Origin of the sequence: Kineococcus aurantiacus, from assembly GCF_013409345.1 — a bacterium.
Taxonomy (GTDB): Bacteria; Actinomycetota; Actinomycetes; order Actinomycetales; family Kineococcaceae; genus Kineococcus; species Kineococcus aurantiacus.
The window spans coordinates 4807054-4826382 of the sequence record NZ_JACCBB010000001.1 but is presented as its reverse complement, the minus strand read 5'-3'; the positions used below and the strand labels follow the sequence as shown (position 1 = coordinate 4826382).

The following is a 19329-nucleotide window of genomic DNA, read 5'->3' as shown; positions in this document are numbered from 1 at the left end:
GCAGCGGTGTCTGGCACGGGCGCTCCATGGGACACAGGGGGCCGCGGCAAAGGCGCAGGCGGCAGCACACAACGGCACATGGGCAGGCCTGCAGCCGGCTCAGGCACCTGGGGTGTACATGGCCTGCTCCAGCAATGTGATCACCGCCTGCGCCCGGGTGCCGGCATGATCAGAGTCCAGTCGCTTCCAGACCCGCACGTCGATGGGGGCGCCGCCAAGGGTCCGGGTGTGCCCGCGAACGCCGCTCAGCTGGTCCAAGCCGACTTGCCACTCCTGACGGGCACTGCCCCCCGAGCGCGGCAGCGGGATGACGCCGACCCCATGCTCGTGGGCGATGGTGATCTCCTCGGCGGTGCGGTCGCCGCCGCCGATGGCCACCAGCGCCCGACTCTCGCTGATCACAGCGGTCACCAGAGGAAGCCGTTCGAGAGGGCTGTAGATGGCGGTGCCGGCGCGGGCGTCCAGCGCTGGTGCGGCAGCCTCACTCTTAGCGCGGAAGAACAGCAGCAGCTGCTGGGGGTCGTAGGACTCCTCGTCACTGCGCTGACGGGCTACCTCCCGGGTGACATGCCAGCCGGCAGGTCCGCCCAACGACGCGATCTGCCAAGCCGGTAGTTGCGCCAGTCGCTCAGCCAGGGCCTGGCACGAGGAGGCGATGTCTTCATCTGCCCCGCTGCCGCTGATGAAGACACGCGGCGGGCGGGTACGGCGCACCAGTTCACTGAGCAACGCTTCGAGGTCGCCGTACTCGGCGATCTCGCAGACCTTGACCCCTGATTGTTCCAAGTCGCGTACTCGCAGCTCATGCAGCTGGATGTCAGCGCTGGTGGTGGGCCGGCGCAGGACGGTCAAGTGCTGTCCGTGGCGGGGCAGGGACCGGGCCAGGCGCAGAAGCACCTCGATGTTGGGGTCGTTGAAGCTGAAGCCGAGGAAGAGCATGGTCCGGGTGAGGTAGCTTGCGGTCAGCGTCGCCGACATCAACGGGTGCTGCTGCGCGTAGCGTTCGTAGTCGGTGCGGGTGATGACCGGCTCTTGCACCCACGGCTCTCGGTCGTCGTGGCTGATGCTGCCGTGCATCTTGTACAGCACCGGAGCATCTACTCGAGCCTGCAGGACGGAGTCCTCTGTAGCGACGACCTGCAAGCCCTGTCGGGCATCCTCGATCAGGGTGTCGTAGTTGGTGGTCCACAGCTCCCGCACCGGCAACTGCGCCAGCAGCTGGTGCACACTAGCGCGTGGGCGTGGTCCCGACACCCCCTGCCAGATGCCCTCCAACAGCCGTCCCCGTCCACCGCCCATATTCTGGACGATGTACTCCGCGACTAGCGGCATGTCCTGCACCACGTCGGGAATGCCGGCCTGAGTACGCAAGGGCTCCAATAGTCCCGCCCAGTCGGGTAGGCCCGCCGCAGCGGACAGGCCCGCGCCGACGAAGACGGCGGCGTTGCCGACGTCGCTGGCGTTGCCGAAAGCGTGTACCAGCTCATGCGATGCGATGGGCACGAGCCCAATGTGCCAGACGGGGGCCTGCCGGCGCTGCTAGTGCGGCCCGCCACGCGGCGCAAAGGAGCTACTGCCGTGGGCCCAAGCGACATCTTCTCAGGCTGCGTTGTGGGCAAGCCAGCTCGGTTGTCACCGATCAGTGCAGCAAACCCGGACGTCCATGTGATCAAGACCCTGAAGGGCTCCAGTCCGGCCTGACGCGGCTCGCAGAACACATCACTATGGCGCGCTGCGCTGTCTGGGCGTTTGCGAGGCTCGCCAACTCGCTGTCAGTCCTCGAGCACCGCGTCAGTCCCGTACGAGACCATCCAGGTGATGATGGCGGCAGTGCGCGATCCAGGACACTCACTTTCACAGCCCCGGCATCAGATCCATGTTCGGTCCAAGTCCGGCGACATGCGGTGCTCGGCACGACGGTGCTCGCACGCAGGACACAGCTCCTTGCGGCTTGCATGGCCGCCAAGGCGGCATCGGTCCTCGGCCCGAGGTCCTCGACGCGCTGAACGGTCATGAACTTTTCGTGCAGTTTTCCTCAGCGTTTCCGGGTGGACTGATGGGTGATGCCACCGGCGGCGCGGCCGATGTCGGCCCACGACACCCCGGCGGTACGGGCCTGCCCCACCACGCGATCAAGGTCTTTCGTCGCGTCACGGACGGATTGCCACCCAGCAGCGACCATCGCGAGCGCGTCCTGTTGAACGGTGGCCTCACGCGGGTCCCGATCAAAGGGACGCCCGCTCGCGTCTAGGGCGTGTCTTGCGGATCATTGAAGGTGAAGCATGATGCAGGCGATGATCACCTCGCTGCGGAAGTAGGCAGCGCGTTTGGCGTACCGGGTGGCGACGGCCCAGAACTGCTTGATGCGGTTGATGCACCGTTCGACGATGTTGCGCTGCTTGTAGACCCCGGCATCGAAGGCCGGCGGTCGCCCACCAGCGGATCCCTTGGCCTTGCGGCGGGCGATCTGGTCGCTCTTCTCCGGGATGGTCGCCTTGATGCGTCCGCACCGCAGTGCATTGCGTGTCGGGGTGTGCGTAGGCCTTGTCGGCGATGACCCGCTCGATCTGCAGGCGCTGGTGGTCGCTGCCGCGTAGCGCGGCCAGGGCATTCAGCAGCGGCAGCAGCTGCGGGGTCGTCCCCGGCCTGACCAGGAGTGAGGATCACCGCGAGCGGTAACCCGAGAGCGTCTACGGCCAGGTGCAGCTTGGACGTCAGTCCTCCGTGGGAGCGTCCCAGGCATTCCCCGTCGATGGCGAGGGCCTCGATCCAGGGTGCGCAGCCCCTTTTTTCCGGGCACCGGCTGCGTGCTGGTGGGCCCGGACGTGGGTGGAGTCGATGCTGACGACGACGGCGGTGGCCTCATCGAGGCAACCGATGGAGTCGTCCTTGACGACGACCTCGGCCAGGATTCGCTCCCAGGTCCCATCCGTGGTCCACTTCCGCAGCCGCTCGTGTGCCGTCTTCCAGGGCCCGTAGCGTTTTGGGAGGTTTCGCCAGGGTGCTCCGGTGCGCAGCTTCCACAAGATCGCATTGAGGACTTGGCGATGATCTCGCCAGCGTCCACCGCGTTGCACCATTGGCGGCAACAGTGGCTCGATCTGCGCCCACGCCTTGTCGGTGACCTCACCCCGGCCCACTCCGCCCACGGCGTCATGATGACGCAACTACAAGATCCGCAGGATACGCCCTAAAGCGGCGCGGGCGTTAGCGTCAGATCGTGGCGTTCCCTCCCCTGCGGCTGACGTGCACCCTGCACGAGGACGAGTTGGTGCTGCGCATGCTCAACGGCAGCGAGCACAGCCGCCTGCCCGTCGACGACGGCATGGAAGCCGCTGAAGCCTTGGAGCTGCTGGAGGCCGGTGCCCTGCCCGTCCGGCTGCTGTGGTCGCATGAGGAGCTCGATGCGTGTTTGGAACGCCACGGCTACGTGCGCACCACGCCGTGGCGTTATGGTCCCAGCGCCGACATCACCCACGCCTGAGCCTGGCGCCTCAACGGCCGGGCCTCGGTGGCCCAGCTGCTCGTCCTCAAGCGCTGGCAGAGGGCTGCTCGGTGCAGACACCACCAGTCCCGGCGCAGCCCGCCTGCTGCGGGCCAGAGCGTGACGTCAGGCAGCCCGACGCAGACATGCCAGGACTCCTCCGCGGCACGACGTGGTGTGGCGTGGGCATGGACACGGTCGTGACGTGGTTGAGTACGGCGCTTCATGCTCTGACGACCATTGAGATGGAACCGTCTAAGCATCAAGGCGGCAGTGCACCACATCAGGAGAGGCACCCATGGCGACCGACTACGACGCACCGCGCAAGACCGATGAGGACCTGGAGACCGACTCGATCGAGGAGCTGAAGGCCCACCGCACGGACAAGGCGGGCTCCTCCAGCGTCGATGTGGACGAGGCCGAAGCCGCCGAGGGCTTCGAGCTGCCCGGGGCGGACTTGTCCGGTGAGGAGCTGGCGGTGCGGGTGCTGCCGCGCCAGCAGGATGAGTTCACCTGCTCCAGCTGCTTCCTGGTCAAGCACCGCAGCCAGCTACACGCCGGCCAAAGCGGCACGAGCGGGCAGTTGATCTGCAACGACTGCGCCGACTAACACAGCGCCTGCACCGATGGAGACGGCGCCTGCACCGGCTACCGCCTCGGCAGCTGAGTCGCACTCGTCGGCATCCCTCTCAGGATCGGGTGAACCCGCCGCACCAGCTCCCCCGACGGGCATCGAGCGCACTTGTGCTCAGCTCGGACCGCGACCGCAGGTGCCCTGCTACCGGCTCCGGCGCGCGGGCTCGGTGGTCGACTGCTTCCTGGTCGACTGCTTCCTGGTCGACTGCTTCCTGGTCGACTGCTTCCTGGCTGAGCGCTGCTGCTCATTGCGCTGGTGCCGAGTGCGTTGGTGCTGGTCTCGCTGATCGCAGAAGGCCAGCAGACGGTCCGCGGCCTGGGCTGCGGTGGCGAGGGGCAGGGCCTGTCCCTCGGCGGCCATCACCGGGCGCCAGTCATCGCTGTCCCGGAAGGCGGCCACCAAGACGCCCTCGTGCTTGATGGCACCACCGGGCACGACCGGAGCCCCCGGACCGGCCAGGACCAGCACAGGCTGGACCGCGACGTCGAGCCCGTGACTGCGCAGCAGTGCACTGACCTTGTGCGCACCGCGGCGAGCCTGGTCGAGTTTGGCCGCCAGGCCGTAGGTGTCCTGCAGGGTGTGCCGGCGCCCGAAGAGGGCCTTCACCTCGACCGCGTAGCAGCCTTTGGGGCCAGCACCACGTGGTCGACGTCGAAGCGTTCGAAGGCGATCGCGGAGATGACCCCGTACACACCTGCGGTGGTGCGCAGTTCATCGCCGACGTCGGTCTCGATGCTGCGGCCCAGCCGGGCCAGCAGGCTGCCATCAGCCAGGGCCAAGAAGCCGGCCGCGGAGACCAGCAGCGCCCCGGCGAAGGCACCGAGGATCGCGGCCTGCAGCTGCGGCTGGTGCCGGAAGGCGTAGGCCAGCAACACAGCCGCCAGAGCCAGAAGCGCGACGATCTGAGTCAGTTCACGCCACTGCGACCGCAGCAGGTGTCGGCGCCGGGTGCGCAGATCTTGCTCGAACCACCCGCTGCGACGCAGGCGACGCCGCCGTAGGGCAACCGCAGCTGGCCATAGCCTCGACGGTCGCGCCACCACCTCACCAGCCCAGCATCGGCTGCGGCGGCGCCTACTTGAGCCATACCGCATCAGGCAGGAGCAGTGCCTAGCCTCACCCACGCCACCCCTGGCGGTGGCCAGTGCTGGGCAGTGAGGCCACAGGCTCCACAACGCCGCAGGCGAGACGCCAGAGCCGATCTAGCGGGCGGGCCGGGCATTACCGGCCGCCGGGCGCTCGCCGGGGCCCGTTAGCGCCTGGATGAGGTCTGCCTCGAGCGCTGAAGCCGGTGCACTGTAGTCATCGCGGACTACCCCGCGTGATCACTTCCGATCATTCGGGCACACGGGTCTGCGTTTCGGTCATCAACACACTGTGACGACCCTTAATCTCTGGGTGACCTCGAAGTCCGAGGTCGAGGAGATACCACCGGCACCGCCGAGAGCGCCCGACCTGCACACCCACGCATCGGGCAGCTCACGGCCCACCAAGTGCCGGGCCGAGTCAGGAGTGTTCTCGTGCGTGGTTTGCCGCGTCGTGCTGCCCACAAGTCGCCGACCTCGCCGTGGCGACGGCACGAAGACCCGACCGCGCGCGCGACCCAGCACTCGAGCCAAGACTCGGCCAAGGACTCGACGCCGGACTCGACGCCGGGGCGGTTGCCGCTGTGGCGCCGGACCCGCACCACCAGGGTCCTGACCGCCTCGACCCTGCTGACCTTCACCCTCGGCGGCGTGGTCAACCTCGACCCGTTCTCGCTGAACGCCTGGGCCGCGCAGGCCGCCGCCCGCGAAGCTGCCCAGCCCACCGACACCGCCGCAGGGCTGCGGCAGGACTCACTGGATGCGACGGCCGCCCAGGCTGAGGCTGAGCACGCCGAGGCCGTGACCCAGGCCGCGCAGGATGCGAAGAACAACGTCACCCCGGTGCCGCCGGTGGTGGGGCTGCCTGACCCGCAACTGTCTCCGACGTCGCCACAAGACGCGGCGATCGAGGCGGCGCAGCGTGCGGCGCAGTCTTCTGGTGAGCCGGTCGTCGTGAACGCCTTGACCACCGAGACGTCCCTGACGACGGCGCAACCGGATGGGACGCTGAGCACTCAGACCACTCTGGGACCGGTGCGGCACCGCACCGACGGCGGCACCGGCGCGGACGTGAGCGGCAAGGCCACCTGGACCGACGTCGACCTGTCCTTGACCGGCACCGACTCCACCGGCCGGACCACCGCTGAGTCGGCCGGTCCGTGGGCCGCGCGCCTGGCCGGCACCTCCGGCAACGGTATGGTCGCGGTCGGGCCAGCTGGGCAGACCATCTCCTGGTCCCCGCAGGCGGCCAGCTCCCCGGTCGGGGTCGGTGGCCCCGGCGGCGCGCTGCCGGCGGTCAAGCCCACGGCCCCCACCGCCGGGGTCACCCCGGTCGTCGGCGGCATCGATGTCCAGGTGCCACCGGCCCCGGACACCCCGCCGGCGCAGGCCACTGACGCTTCGGCCGCCGCCCCCACCTCGCGTGCGGCCGGGCCTGGCGCCAGCTCCTCGACGAGCCCGGCGCGGGAGTCGAGGAAGGCGGCCGCCGACCCCACGACCGCTGCGGGTAGTAGCACGGGCAGTGACGCGGGCACCGAGGCGGGCAGTGACGCAGGTAGTGAGGCGGTGTTCCCCGACGCGTTGAAGGGTGGACGCGACTTCACCGTCAACGTCACCGCGACGGGGGCTGAGGAGTCCGTCGTCTTGGCCTCGCGCGCTGAGGTCACCGCTGCCGGCGGCGCGAACGCGGCCGCGGTCTACCGCGACACCTTCACCCTGCCGACGGGAGTGACGGTCCGGCAGGCCCCCGCGCGTGATGGGGTCGACCCGACCAGCACCGGGGTGGAGTTCGTCGACGCCGCCGGGACGGTCGTGGCGACCTTCGGCGGCGGGAAGGCGTACGACGCCTCCAGCAACGAGGTCGGGGAGCCGGCCACCACGGCGGTCGCGACCCGCCTGCTGGCCGCCACGACCGGCACAAGCTCGGCGACGGGCTCGGCGACAGTGGAGGTCAGCATCGACCCGACCTGGGTCGCCGACTCCGCCCGTGTCTTCCCGGTCACCATCGACCCGCACATCGCCACCGGCACCGGCTGGTCCGGCTCCACCGGCGCCAACGGCTCGGCCAGCGTCGACGCCTACGTCGACCAGGCCTTCCCCACCGTCAACGAGGGGGTGCAGGACTCCGGGCGCCTGCTGGCCGGGTACCGCCCCATCAACGGGGGCACCAGCAACTCCGCGACGCTGGTCCGCTTCGGCTTGGGGGACCTGGCCGCCTCGGAGAACACCGTCCTGTCGGCGCAGCTGTCGCTGTGGAACAACTACTCCTACTCCTGCACCGCCACGCCGCTGCGCGTGGATGCCGCCCTCAGCGGGTGGGACCCGGCCACCGTCACCTGGAACACCGGCCCTCAAGGCGCCGGGATCGGGGTGGTGAAGTCCTTCGCCCACGGCTACTCCTCCGCGTGCGCCGCGGCCGCCGAGACCTACGACGTCACGCCCATCGTGCAGAAGTGGTCCAACGGCACCACCGGCTACTACGCCGGGCTGGCCAACAACGGCTTCGTCATCACCGCCGACACCACCGCCACCAGCGGCTACAAGCGCTTCAACTCCGCCGAGACCGGCTCGGGCATGCCCGGGCTGACCGTGACGTGGGAGAACTGCACCAACTACCCCGCCACCGGCGGCGGCACCCGCAAGGTGTGCGGGCTGATCCGGGACAACTTCGCCGCCCACGGCACCGTTCCCGGCTACGGCACCCCCTCCACCGACGAGCTGGCCACCCCCGACGGCGCCGGCCGGTACAACCACTTCAGCCTGAACGGTGACGTCCGCTCCATCTACTACTCCGCTCCTACCGGCGCGCACAACATCCAAGGCCTCATCCGCTCCAAGTGGGCCGACTCCGGCTGGGAGACCGGCCCCATGGGCTACCCCGCCACCGATGAGCTGAAGACCCCCTCGGGGCAGGGCTTCTACAACCACTTCGCCAAGGCCGGCAGCTCCACCACCTACTCCATCTACTACACCCCGGCCACCGGCGCGCAGGAGATCCACGGCCTCATCCGCGACCGCTGGGCCGCCCTGGGCTGGGAAGCGGTTGTGGGCTACCCCGCCACCAGCGAGCTGGCCGCCCCCGGTGGGGGCGGGAAGGTCAACTACTTCCAGGCCGTCGGCGCTGACGGCGCCGGCTGGGCGGCCCCGTCCAACCCCGCCAACGCCTACAACGGCGCGATCTACTACAAGAGCGGCGCGGCGCAGGCGTTCTCGGTGCACGGCCGGATCTGGGAGGTCTACCGCTCCCTGGGCGAGACCGCATCCTGGCTGGGGTACCCGGTCAAGAACGAGTTCCACCCCACCGTGATGCCCGGCGGTGGGGCGGCCCCGGCCGATGCCAAGCAGAGCACCTTCGAGAACGGCATCATCTACGGCGACCCCCGCAACGGGTACACCGCCATCGTCAAGACCGCCGCGGCCACGATGCAGGCCCCGCGGGTCAACCAGCACACCGCCCGCCGGCTGCCGCTGGAGTTCACCATCAACGCCCCCGTCACCGACGCCGACACCGGCGCCACCGGCGTGGACTGGTCGGCGCGGCTGACCAACCCGATCGTGCAGTGGCGCCGCGGGGCCAAGGCACCGGTAGCCACCGGCGCCGGGAGCACCTACACCAGCCTCAGCGCCGGGTCGGTGTGGACCACCATCAAGGCCAGCGACCTGTACTGGCCCGACGGGACCCAGCTGGACGCCACCAACGACGCGACCCCGATCCCGATGGACATCAAGAACCAGACGATGACCATCCAGTCCGGGCACGGGGTGGGCCGGCTGTCCTGGGACGCCGGCAAGGCGCTGGGCGGCCAGGGCGGGATCCTCGACGTCCGCATCGTGTTCACCGACTCCACCACCGGCAAGCAGGTCCCCATCGCCTCGGTCGGTGGGGTCGAGTACGACCCCGACGCCGGTCAGTCCGGCAGCACCGCGGTCGGTCCGGGCAGCGTGAACCTGCTCACCGGCGCCTACGACCTGTCGGCCACCGACGCCTCCGCGTTCGGGGTCTCCATCACCCGCACCGCCTCCTCCCGCCGCACCGACGCCGGCAGCCAGAACCCGGCCGGGTCCGCGTTCGGCCCGCAGTGGGCCGTGGGCGGGGTCGATGAGGACGTCGACGTCGACTGGACTTCAATCCGGCAGACCTCGGCGTACTCCCTGGACGTCATGAGCGCCGACGGGGAAGCGACCTCCTTCGTCGTCGACGACGCCGGCACCACCTGGTACCCCGAGGACGGCGCCGAAGACCTCAAGCTCGTCCCCTCCGGCCCCAACTGGAAGCCCGAGACCCCGTTCAAGGCCGACACCTGGACCCTGACTGACGGCGAGGGCACCGTCACCACCTTCGGGCAGATGAGCACCGTCAACATCGCCGGTGCCAGCGACCCGATCCAGACCAACGACGGCACCAAGTCGACGTGGCAGACGACCGGCGTCATCCCCGCAGCAGCCTCGAGCGCCGAGGGGAACGCCGGGGCCGACGCCGCCAAGCGCAACGCGACCCGCTACGCCTATACCCAGCAGACCGTCTCGGGGGCCACCACCTGGCGGCCGTCCCGGATCGAGGCGGCCAACCCGGCCCTGACCGACGCCCAGCAAACCGCGTGCCTGAGCGCAGCCACCCCCGGGGCCGGTTGCCGCGTCCTGCAGCTCAACTGGGGTACCACCCCTGACAACAAATTCACCCGGGTGCTGTCGATCAGCCTGTACGCCACCGACCCCGCCGGAGGAGCCACGAGCCCGGCGACGTTGGCGACGTACAGCTACGACGGCTCCGGGCGGCTGGCCTCGGTCACCGACCGCGCCGGGCTGCAGACCCTCTACGGCTACGGCGCCGACTACACCGCCGCGCGCGGCACCACGTCGGTGGTCGTTCCCGCCCCGGTCACCAGCCTGACTCCGCCGCGGGAGCTGCCGTGGGCCTTCGAGTACGACACGACCGGGGCGGTGACCTCGGCTCACGACGCCGGTCAGGTCGGCGCCCAGGGCCGCCTGCTGACCGTCAGCCGCGACACCCTGGCCCCCTACACCACCGACACCACCAACGGGACCAGCGCGCGGGCGAAGTGGAACCTCGTCTACGGCGTCCCGCTGGACGTCACCGCCTGGGGTGCCTACCCCATGAGCGCGGCGGCGGCGACCACCTGGGGTCAGGACACCCCGCCGCTGGATGCCACCGCCGTCTTCGGCCCCACCGCCCAGGCCGACGCATTCGTGGGGGACCACGACGCCTACAACGACGCCCCTTCGAAGGGCAACACCGGCAACGCCACCGCCCGGAACTGGTCGACCGCGGCAGTGACGTACCTGGACGTCAACGGCCACACCATCAACGTCGCCGCCCCCTCCAAGGCCGCCGGCAAGTGGGTCCCGTCGGGAACCTGGGACCCCAACGCCTCCACGAGCGCGAACCTGAACACCGCCACGGACTACTCCCTCGATGGCGGCCGCAACAGCGACGGGGTCTTGGGCCCGACCGGGACCGGTGGCACCAGCCCCGGCACCAACGTGGTGGCGATCCCGGCCCGCGGCGCCCGCATCACCGCCGCCCTGGTCGACGACGCCGGCAACACCACCTTGAGCCTGACCGCCGCCAACCGGGCCCTGGCCCTGGGCCAGGACGACGTCGAGGCCGTCGCCGCGGGCGCCGCCGCGGCCAAGGACCAGCTGGTCAAGCTGTCCGGGACGGTGAACCTCACCCAGCTGCAGACCTGGCAGCGGGCGCAGCTGCTGTCCACCCAGACCCGGTGGGTCGTCTCGACCTCCGCGCTGGCCGGCCCGCAGGTCAACGCCCCCGCCGAGGTCGCCGCCACCACCGTGGCGCCGCTGAAGCTGACCATCACCAAGGACGGCATCGCCGACGGTTCGGCGACCGCCGTCCCGGCCCGCTCGGTCACCAAGACCACCTACGACCAGAACCGCCCCACCGACGCGACCGTCTCCGAACTGCCCACCACGGTCACCACCGGGTTCATCTCCGCCGGCGAGCTCATGGCCACCACCACCGACGCCCGCGAACGCGACAGCACCGGCACCTGGCAGACCACGACCGGCAAGGCGACCAGCTTCGCCGGGGTCAGCGGCTTGAGCACCGCCTCGGTGCTGATCGGCTCCCCGGTCCACGACGTGCGCACCACGACGACCACGTACGCCTGGAGCGGCGTCGCGGCCGGTAAACCCACCAAGGTCATCACCTCCTCGACCTACAGCGGGGAGACCACCGAGACCCGAACCGCCTACGACGTCTTCGGCCGGACCATCGCGGTCAGCATGCCGATCGCCCCCGGCCCCGCCGGTGGCGCGGCACCCGATGGCGCCGCGGCCTCCACAATCATCACCCGCTACTACGGGTCCGGGACGGGCACCAACGACTGCACCAGCGACCCGACCGGCGCGGCCAACACCCCCGCCGCCTTCGGCGGGCTGGTCTGCTCCACCGGCCCGGGCAGCCTGAGCGGCATCGCCACTCCGGGACTGCCGACCACCTTCAGCAGCTACAGCACCACCGGCCAGCCCACCCGGGTGGAGGAGAAGGTCGGCACCACCGTGCTGCGGGCCACCGTCAACACCTACGACGGCCCCAGCGACCGCCTCACCCAGACCACCGTGACCACCCAGAACGCCCTCGGCGTCAGCGCCGGCACCGAGGTCAAGAACCTCACCTACGACGGGGCGGGCAACGTCAGCACTGTCGACGACGGCAAGGGCACCACCAGCAGCACCGTCACCACGCTGTACGACGCCCTGGGCCGGGTCTACTCGGCCACCGACGCCACCGGCTTGACCACCAAGACCAGCTACGACAGCAGCGGCCGGGTCGCCGCCACCCAGCTGATCGACAACGGCGCCGCCAGCCGCGCCGGGTACTCAGCGCTGACCGCCGGTAAGACGTGGACGGCGACGAACACCTACGAGTCCACCACTGGCGACCTCATCGCCAGCACCGACGAGGCGCCGGCGGGGCAGGCCAGCACCGGGCCGGCCACCATGCGCCTGGACCTGGACGCCCGGACCGTGCAGACCCGGTACACCAACAGCGGGTTCACCAACCGGACCGTCTACGACACCACCGGCGTGGCGATCCGCCGCACCGTCAGCACCGGCTCCACCACCAGCTCCGGGGCGGGCACCGTCCTCCTGGACGATGCCTCCACCGCCGACATCGCCGGCTTCGGGCAGTACGGGGGCGGGGAGAGCACCTACGGCCAGCAGATCGAGTCCACTCAGATTCTGACCGCCATCCCCCTGGACAGCGCTGGCAACCCCGTCGGCACCGGCAGCGCCGCGGTCTCGACCCAGACTCGGCACCGCCGCTACACCTACGACGGCTTCGGCCGCCTGGTCGCGGCCGCCGACTCCCGCATCGCCCCCGCCGTGCCGGGGTCGACGACCTGCGCGATCCGCTCCTGGGCCTACGACGCCGACTCCAACCAGGCCGGTAAGGGCACCACCGCGAACACCGCTGGCGCCTGCGCGGCCACCGGCTACCCCGTTCCCTCCACCAGCACCGCCAGCGGCACCAGTAAGGCCTGGACCCACGCCTACAACGCCCTGGACCAGATCACTGACGCTGGCTACACCTACGACGGTCTCGGCCGCACCCTGGCTGTCCCGGCCGCCAGCCCCGGCAGCGGTACGGGCGGGAACCTGCCCGCCACGGCTACGACCGCGGTCGGTGGGACGTCGCTGGCGGTGACGTACAACCCCGGGGACATGGTCGCCTCCCAGACCCTGGCCGCCAGCTCGGGCAACGAGACCCAGACCTTCACCCTCGACCCCACCGGTGACCGGCTCCTGGCCTCGACCACCACGCTGTCCGGGACCGTGACGACGATCACCAACCGGTACAACGACTCCGACGACAATCCTGCTCTGCTCAACGAAGCCGACGGCAGCGTCTCGCGGTACATCACCGGACCCGACGCCAACCTCAACGCCACCGCAACCCTGAAGGCCGACGGCACCAGTGCCCTGAGCTGGCAGGTCATCAACCTTCACGGCGACGTCGTGGCCAACCTGTCAGACAGCAGCACCGCCGCGATCGCGACCCCCTCCACCGACGAGTTCGGGATGGTCATCGACACCACCCCCACCCGAGGCAACACCAGCACGAGCAGGTACGACTGGCTCGGCGGAAAGCAGCGCTCGACCAACGCGCGCGGCGGCCTCACACTGATGGGCGCACGGCTGTACAACCCAGGAACAAGCCGGTTCCTGTCGGTCGACCCGATCTTCGGGGGGAACGCGAACGCCTACGTCTACCCAAATGACCCTGTAGGGTCGGTTGACCTCGATGGTCATCAGTCCAAGGATGCAGATCCCGGCGGCGGGGGCGGTGCCGGCAGCGGTATTCGAATCACTGGCGGTCCGGGAGGAAAACTCTATTCTTCCACGCGGGTCGGTCAATTCGGCGAGGACTTTGCAAGAGCAAATCTGGAGAAAACTTATGGCAAGGGAAACGTGGCTTGGTCCGGCAGAAAGTCCGGCGCATGGAGAACTATTCCAGGCGTTGGAGAGCGTCGGTACGACGCGGTAGCTTTCGACAAGAACGGCCGACCTACCTACTATGAGGTTAAAGCAAACTCTGCTCGCCTTAGTAAGCGTCAGAAGCAGGCCGACGCTTGGATGAGGGCGCACGGATACCGCGTGAAAATCATTCGAGTTACTGTTGACAGAAAGACCGGGAAGACGGCGTACAAAAAATGAAACAGAAACCAAATGTGAACACCTTCAAACGAGAGCTGGCCGAGGCGCTCGGCCCCAGATTTGAAATCGGAAAGAAGGGCATACACTTTTCTTTCAGTCCGACGGCGACTTTGAGTATTACCCCGGATACCAAGACGGTTCTGGGAGTCAGGAGCGTTAGCGGGTCTATCGTGGTCTACCGACCACAAGACTGGGTCTCATGGCTCGAAAAGTACGATCAGGACTCTTCGCTAGAATTTTCGGGCAACGGAGAGGCGGGCGAATTTGGGTTGATGTTCGGACCCGAACATCTTCTCGATCGACCTCACGGCCACAGGTGGTCAATTGACGACCAAACGTCTTTACAATTGACTGTAGAACACATTTCGAATCTAATCGAAGAACGCCTGCTGCCTCGCCTTCCTGACCTATCTAGCAAACTACCGAATCGTGCAGGATTTCTGTCGGGTAAGAGGTCACTAAAAATCCCAGACAAATCATGGCTGGAAATTACGGAGCCCTGCCCATGGCCTCTATGTCTTGAACAGGGTCGACGACAATCCGCAGGCGGCGTCTACCCAGATGACGAATCGCCTTCTTACGCCATCTCGTCGCGTTAGACAGATTGACGCAATCTTGCGCATCAACCTCTGCGTGGCAGCTCCCAGATGCCATTCCCTAAACCTTCATGGTACGGGATAATGCACAGAATCGCATGTTCTAAGCCGCCTCAACAGCACGGTCTCCGTCGCGAGCATCCTGTGGCTGGGTGCAGACCAACGTCGATGACCCGGTCGAGGACGCCTCCGGCACAGAAGTGGGGGTCGGTAGCTTCCACGCCGCGACGCAAGCCCCCGACAGGCTCCACGATCTTCGGCATGATCAGCGACATGCAGCTCATCGGCTACCACGTTCAGTCCATCGGCGTTCCCCAGATCGGAGACCCGACCGAGATTCACACCTGGGGCGGGCAACGCTTCACGTGCCCGCCGGAGGCTGGCCGGGTGTTGTATGCCGCGTTGCGGCGTGTCCCCGGACAGATCATGGTCGATCTCAGCAACGAGGCTGAGATCCGCAGCCACTACCCGGCCTTCGACCTTGAGATCGATGACAACGGTGAGGTCGTTGCCTGGCTCGTGCCGCAGCGAATCCCTGTCACCTGACGAGGACTACGTTGCTCAGTGCCTCCGCTACCTGGTCGAGGGCGCCGCTCGTCACAAGCCGAGGCGGCTGGCGGCGTTGTCATCGAAGACCCCGCCACGGCGGATGTAGCCACGAGCCACGGCCAACGATTTCCAGCGTCCCTGTTCCATGATGGCCCGCTCGCTGGCTCCGTTGGCCGCGGCTTGGGTGGCGAACCCAGCCCGGGTGGAGTGCGCGCTGTAGTAGCGGCCCCCGCCGGGGGTTTGCAGCCCAGCGGCCTGCGCGCGGCGGGTGATGATGTCACCCACGCGGTTCCGGTGCAGACGAGCTCGGGTGGGGTCGGCGTCCGTGGTCGTGCCGAGGCGGTTGCCGCGAACGGAGCGGAACAAGGCGCCGTCGATGCCAGCGAGCAGCTTCCGGCGCCGAGCCAGGGACAACCGTGGGCCCGGATCGCGTTGGGCGGAGGATCGCTCGGACGTCCCGAACTGCTCCCCGTCGTCGAGAGGGTCTTGGGGACCAACTTCGAGGGCGACCGCGGGCGAGGCGGCTGCGAGTACCGCATACAGGCGCGTCAGCCAGGCGTCTACCGCGCGCACCGGACACACCTGCGGCCGTTGGGCCCATGGGATTCCTACGAAGGCTCCCTGACCGACCTGGTCGGTCTTGGACGTCCGCACCCGCACGATCAGTCCGTCGGTGTCCGGTTCGAGGTCGCCGACCTGCAACGCGGCCAGCTCTGATGCGCGCAGGGCGGAGGCGAAGGCCAGGAGCACCAGCGCGCGGTCGCGCACGTCGGCCAGCGACTCGCCACCGGCAGGGGAGTCGTCGATGGCGGCGAGGATGCGTTCGACGTCGGAGGTCCATAGTGGCGGAGCCTGGGCAGGAGCCCGGCGACGGTTACGTCGCAGTCCGGCGAGGGTGTCGCGCAGCTCGGCATCGGCCAGGGGACTGGTGTGCCCGGCCTGGCGGTGTACGAACCCGATCGCCGAGGTCCAGGTGGTGATGGTGGATACCGCGGCGCTGGCACCGTCATCAACGATCCAGCGGGCGACATCGCTTGGGCGGGCGGGCAAGATCGGCAGGTTGTGGGCGCTTGCCCACCGCGCCCATCGGTTCCACGCGGACATGTAGGCGTTCCAGGTGCTGTCGGCGACCGAGGCGTCGCGCAGGCGACGGACCTGCTGGTCGAGGGCCTGTAGCTGCGCCTGCGACTCGGGAGGTACTTGGTTGGCGCTCGATGCAGCAGTAGGGGCAGTTTTAGGCGTCATCGCTGGCTCGATTACAGACTGGAGCGCCAGTCAGTGCGCGGGCGTGGACGATCAAGTCGTTGTCGTCGCTGAGCCTCAGCCAGGTAGCGACCAGCAAGGGAAGGGTGGCGTCGCTGCCGGCGAGGTCGCCCGGGGTGAGGTTCGCAGGGGCGGCCGCGTGCCCGACGTCGTCAAGGCGACGGACGATGTCTTCCCTTTCGGTCTGCAGCGTCATGGTGGTCTCCGGGGTGCGTCGCGGTCTCGTGGATCGGGTCATGTCTCAGGCGTCGAGGACGGTGGGGACCTCGAACGGCGCGTAGGTTCCGAGCTCGGTGTCGGGGTCGTACTCCTGAACCGAGTCCGGCACCAGGGGATGCTTGGTGCTCATGGGGACCTGCTGGCGCAAGACGGGTGCCAGAGAGTGCACGGCCTCGGCGCGGCGTTCAGGCTGGTCGGGCAGGGTGCTGGGTGCCGAGCGGGCGAAGTGGGCAAACCCTCGGGTGTGCCAGGCGTGGCGGTTGAAGTTGCCGGTTCGCCACAGGTTGCCGGCGGTCTCGCGGGCTGCGTCTTCGGTTTCGGCCACGACGTGCAGCTGCCGACGCTGCGGCAGCTCGTCGGCGAGCAAGTCAATGATGTGCTGTTCGCGAGCCCGCCAGCCGATCGCCAGAACGGCGCTGGCGTGGTTCAGGTCGCGGCGCATCGCGGCTTCGTGCTCGCCGGGCAGGATGAGCCCAGGCTTCTTCTCGACCGGGATCGCCAATGCCGGCATGTAAGCAACCGACGAACCCCGGCCCAAGTAGGGATCGTGCCGCACCTCGGCTAGTGGGGCGTCGGTGGGTCTGCGCCACACTAAGGTCAGGTCGTCGTCGAGGGTGGGGTCGCTCGCGACGATCTTGTTGCGGTCCTCGTCGTACCTCCTCTCGTCGTGAAAGAGGTTATGCACCGCCTGCGCCCAAGGCAGCTCGTAGGCCCAGGTGATCGATCCGTGCGGCTTGTAGAGCCGGAACAGGTCATGGTTGAGGTAGTCGCCGAAGGCGGCGATGCGGTGGCCGAAGACCCGCTCAATGGCTCGCTCGAGCATGTCGTCGTAGTTGAAGGTGATCAAACAGAGCTGCTCGCCCACCTTGCGGGCCCAGCGGGCGAGCTGGGAGAGCAGAGACACGTAAGAGGTTTGCCCATGCGCCGCCTCGTCCCAGGCGCGGGGAGTGCGCGTCAGGACGCGTTGCAGGTAGTAGCGCAGCGACAGCAGCTGAGCGCGAACATCGGGGTCGTCGTCGAACTCGTCCTGCAACCGCTGCAGGGCGGCCTCGATGCTCAGGCCAGCGCGAACGTCGGCCCGTGCGTCCAGGAGAGCCGGGGCCGCCCGCGGAAACGCCATCGCGGCCTCGTGGTGCACTCGACGGTCCATCTCGAACAGCTGAGGAGCCAGCGGGGGGCGGGTTACCTCGGTGAGGTCGTCGACGAAGTCAAAGGCGAGCGAGTCCTTGAAGCTCACAGGGACGTCAAGGTTACTGTCATAGGAGGCGCCGGCGCCGAGGATGACCACGAGCATGAGGGTGACTTTCTTCGTCAGCAGGGATGTCGGCGGCTGGGTCCTACCGTCAGGGAAGACGGTAGGTGGGGAAATAGTTCCTTCTGTCGAAGTCATACAGGGTGGTGGGCGCCGGCAGGGTGTTCCACTGATGACCGAGCATGAGGGCCGCTACGGCTGGAGCGCTCATGAAGAGGTGGATCCGGGTGGCGCTGCCGGCTGCGCGCCGGATGCGGTCTCGCGCCTGGCGCACCCAGGCGATCAACCACCCGTTCGAGGCGACCGCATCCGGACCCGGCGTCGACTCTGGCGCGAGAACGAGGATCTTCCCGACCGGCAAGTCGTGATCCGTGATGCACCGACGCACCGGAGCGATAAGATCCTCGACCGGGTTCGACAGCGCCACCACAACAGCAAGTTCATCACCGCGACTGGTCGCCCGCGGCGAGGAGGATTTGACCACGACATTGGCGGCCAGTTCAGCATCGGTCGTCCATACCTCGCTGCGCTGTTGTATAGCAAGGACCCATCGGCGGACATCAGGCAGTTCATGACCGATCGCGAAGTGGGTCGACAACCGCGACGCACCTGTGACGAAGACACGCTGGGTCTGATAGGCCTCCAAGACGCTGCGCGCGCGACGCAGGTCCGCGGGGAACTCAACGGTCCACGCGGTGTCATCCTCTACCCGATAGCGCAGGCGCACGTCATCGCCCGGGAAGCGGTCGACCCAGTCGAGACGGACATGGGCCAACTCAGGGGAGGACGGTCGGTCAATCGCATCAACGGCCAGAACTAGCTGCGCGGTGGAAGCAAGCAGATTCTTTGCGGCCACTGCCTCCCGCAGCTCATCGACACCTCGCGGACCATCACCGGTCTTGACCAGCTCCCGCATGATGGCGACACCGGTGTTGACGGCCTCGTCGTCATCACGCAGGCCTGCGAGCTGCATCCGTGGTTTGGCGTCTTCCCGAAGTCGCTCCTCCGAGCCCGCCTGCTCCCAGCGAACCACAGCAAGGAAATCGAGGAGTTCCTGGGTGTCGATGCCCAAGTGAGTGGACCACCGGTCGCGGGCTTCTCCAAGGTCAGTCCTGGGCGTGGCTTTCGCGACGTCGTCGATGCGGATTCGGCTGCTGTAGTTGTCGCGACTCTTGCCGAGCAGCTGGTGCGTCGCATCGAAGCCCCGGTTGGTGATCAGTCGCAGCTCGAAGGGGCGAGATTGTCCTCGCAGTGTCTTCCAGGTGCGATAGAAATGTTGCAAGGGACTAGATCCCTTGCGGGTTGCGGACGTCGTCAACCAGTCTTCGTCAATGCTCACGTCGCCAGAATTTGAGCTCTTGACCTGGTCGTATCGGTCGGCGCGCTCGTCTCGTCGGCGAGTGACGACGTCGTCGAACTGGCCGGATCCGGCGTCTTCGACACTGATCGACTCAACGCCGGGGTCGTTCAGAGCATCGCAGGCCCGCAGCCAGGCCCACGCGTACTGGTAGTCGTCACCGCGCACGGCAGCACCACGGGCGGGA

11 protein-coding genes and 1 pseudogene are annotated in these 19329 nt (G+C 68.2%); 4 read left to right on the top strand and 8 right to left on the bottom strand.

Translation table 11 applies throughout. The annotated features are described in order from the left end of the window. Positions 1-99 precede the first annotated feature (99 nt). Positions 100-1503 (bottom strand): SIR2 family protein, encoded by a 1404-nt coding sequence (locus tag BJ968_RS22930; protein ID WP_218885258.1) that lies wholly within the window; start codon positions 1501-1503, stop codon positions 100-102. 763 nt (positions 1504-2266) lie between these two features. After that, positions 2267-3080, bottom strand: a pseudogene (locus BJ968_RS22925) (IS5 family transposase). A gap of 140 nt (positions 3081-3220) precedes the next feature. Here BJ968_RS22925 and BJ968_RS22920 point away from each other — a divergent pair. Next, complete coding sequence (locus BJ968_RS22920; protein WP_179755850.1) at positions 3221-3484, top strand: hypothetical protein; 264 nt, start codon at positions 3221-3223, stop codon at positions 3482-3484. A 298-nt stretch (positions 3485-3782) separates the two neighbouring features. Then, positions 3783-4094: a DUF4193 domain-containing protein gene (locus tag BJ968_RS22915; RefSeq protein ID WP_179755848.1), complete on the top strand. Its 312-nt coding sequence runs from the start codon at positions 3783-3785 to the stop codon at positions 4092-4094. Positions 4095-4262: 168 nt separating this feature from the next. Here BJ968_RS22915 and BJ968_RS22910 read toward each other — a convergent pair whose 3' ends face one another. Further along, positions 4263-4727 (bottom strand): hypothetical protein, encoded by a 465-nt coding sequence (locus tag BJ968_RS22910; protein ID WP_179755846.1) that lies wholly within the window; start codon positions 4725-4727, stop codon positions 4263-4265. Then, the gene (locus BJ968_RS22905) at positions 4724-4996 is read right to left on the bottom strand and encodes a hypothetical protein (protein ID WP_179755843.1); all 273 of its coding nucleotides are present in this window, start codon (positions 4994-4996) and stop codon (positions 4724-4726) included. Before BJ968_RS22905 ends, BJ968_RS22910 begins: the two co-directional genes overlap by 4 nt. 786 nt (positions 4997-5782) lie before the next feature. Here BJ968_RS22905 and BJ968_RS22900 point away from each other — a divergent pair. Together BJ968_RS22900 and BJ968_RS22895 are read left to right on the top strand one after the other, a co-directional pair. Further along, positions 5783-13906, top strand: a complete 8124-nt coding sequence (locus BJ968_RS22900) for a DNRLRE domain-containing protein (protein WP_179755840.1) — start codon at positions 5783-5785, stop codon at positions 13904-13906. Positions 13907-14763: 857 nt separating this feature from the next. Continuing rightward, complete coding sequence (locus BJ968_RS22895; RefSeq protein WP_179755838.1) at positions 14764-15048, top strand: hypothetical protein; 285 nt, start codon at positions 14764-14766, stop codon at positions 15046-15048. Between the two features lie 51 nt (positions 15049-15099). Here BJ968_RS22895 and BJ968_RS22890 read toward each other — a convergent pair whose 3' ends face one another. The 4 genes from BJ968_RS22890 to BJ968_RS22875 all read right to left on the bottom strand — a co-directional run bounded on the left by BJ968_RS22890 (position 15100) and on the right by BJ968_RS22875 (position 19310). Further along, positions 15100-16155 (bottom strand): site-specific integrase, encoded by a 1056-nt coding sequence (locus BJ968_RS22890; RefSeq protein WP_218885257.1) that lies wholly within the window; start codon positions 16153-16155, stop codon positions 15100-15102. 130 nt (positions 16156-16285) lie between these two features. After that, positions 16286-16510 (bottom strand): hypothetical protein, encoded by a 225-nt coding sequence (locus tag BJ968_RS22885; protein WP_179755833.1) that lies wholly within the window; start codon positions 16508-16510, stop codon positions 16286-16288. A 45-nt stretch (positions 16511-16555) separates the two neighbouring features. After that, complete coding sequence (locus BJ968_RS22880; protein WP_179755830.1) at positions 16556-17827, bottom strand: SIR2 family protein; 1272 nt, start codon at positions 17825-17827, stop codon at positions 16556-16558. A gap of 49 nt (positions 17828-17876) precedes the next feature. Next, complete coding sequence (locus BJ968_RS22875; RefSeq protein ID WP_179755828.1) at positions 17877-19310, bottom strand: SAVED domain-containing protein; 1434 nt, start codon at positions 19308-19310, stop codon at positions 17877-17879. Positions 19311-19329 lie beyond the last annotated feature (19 nt).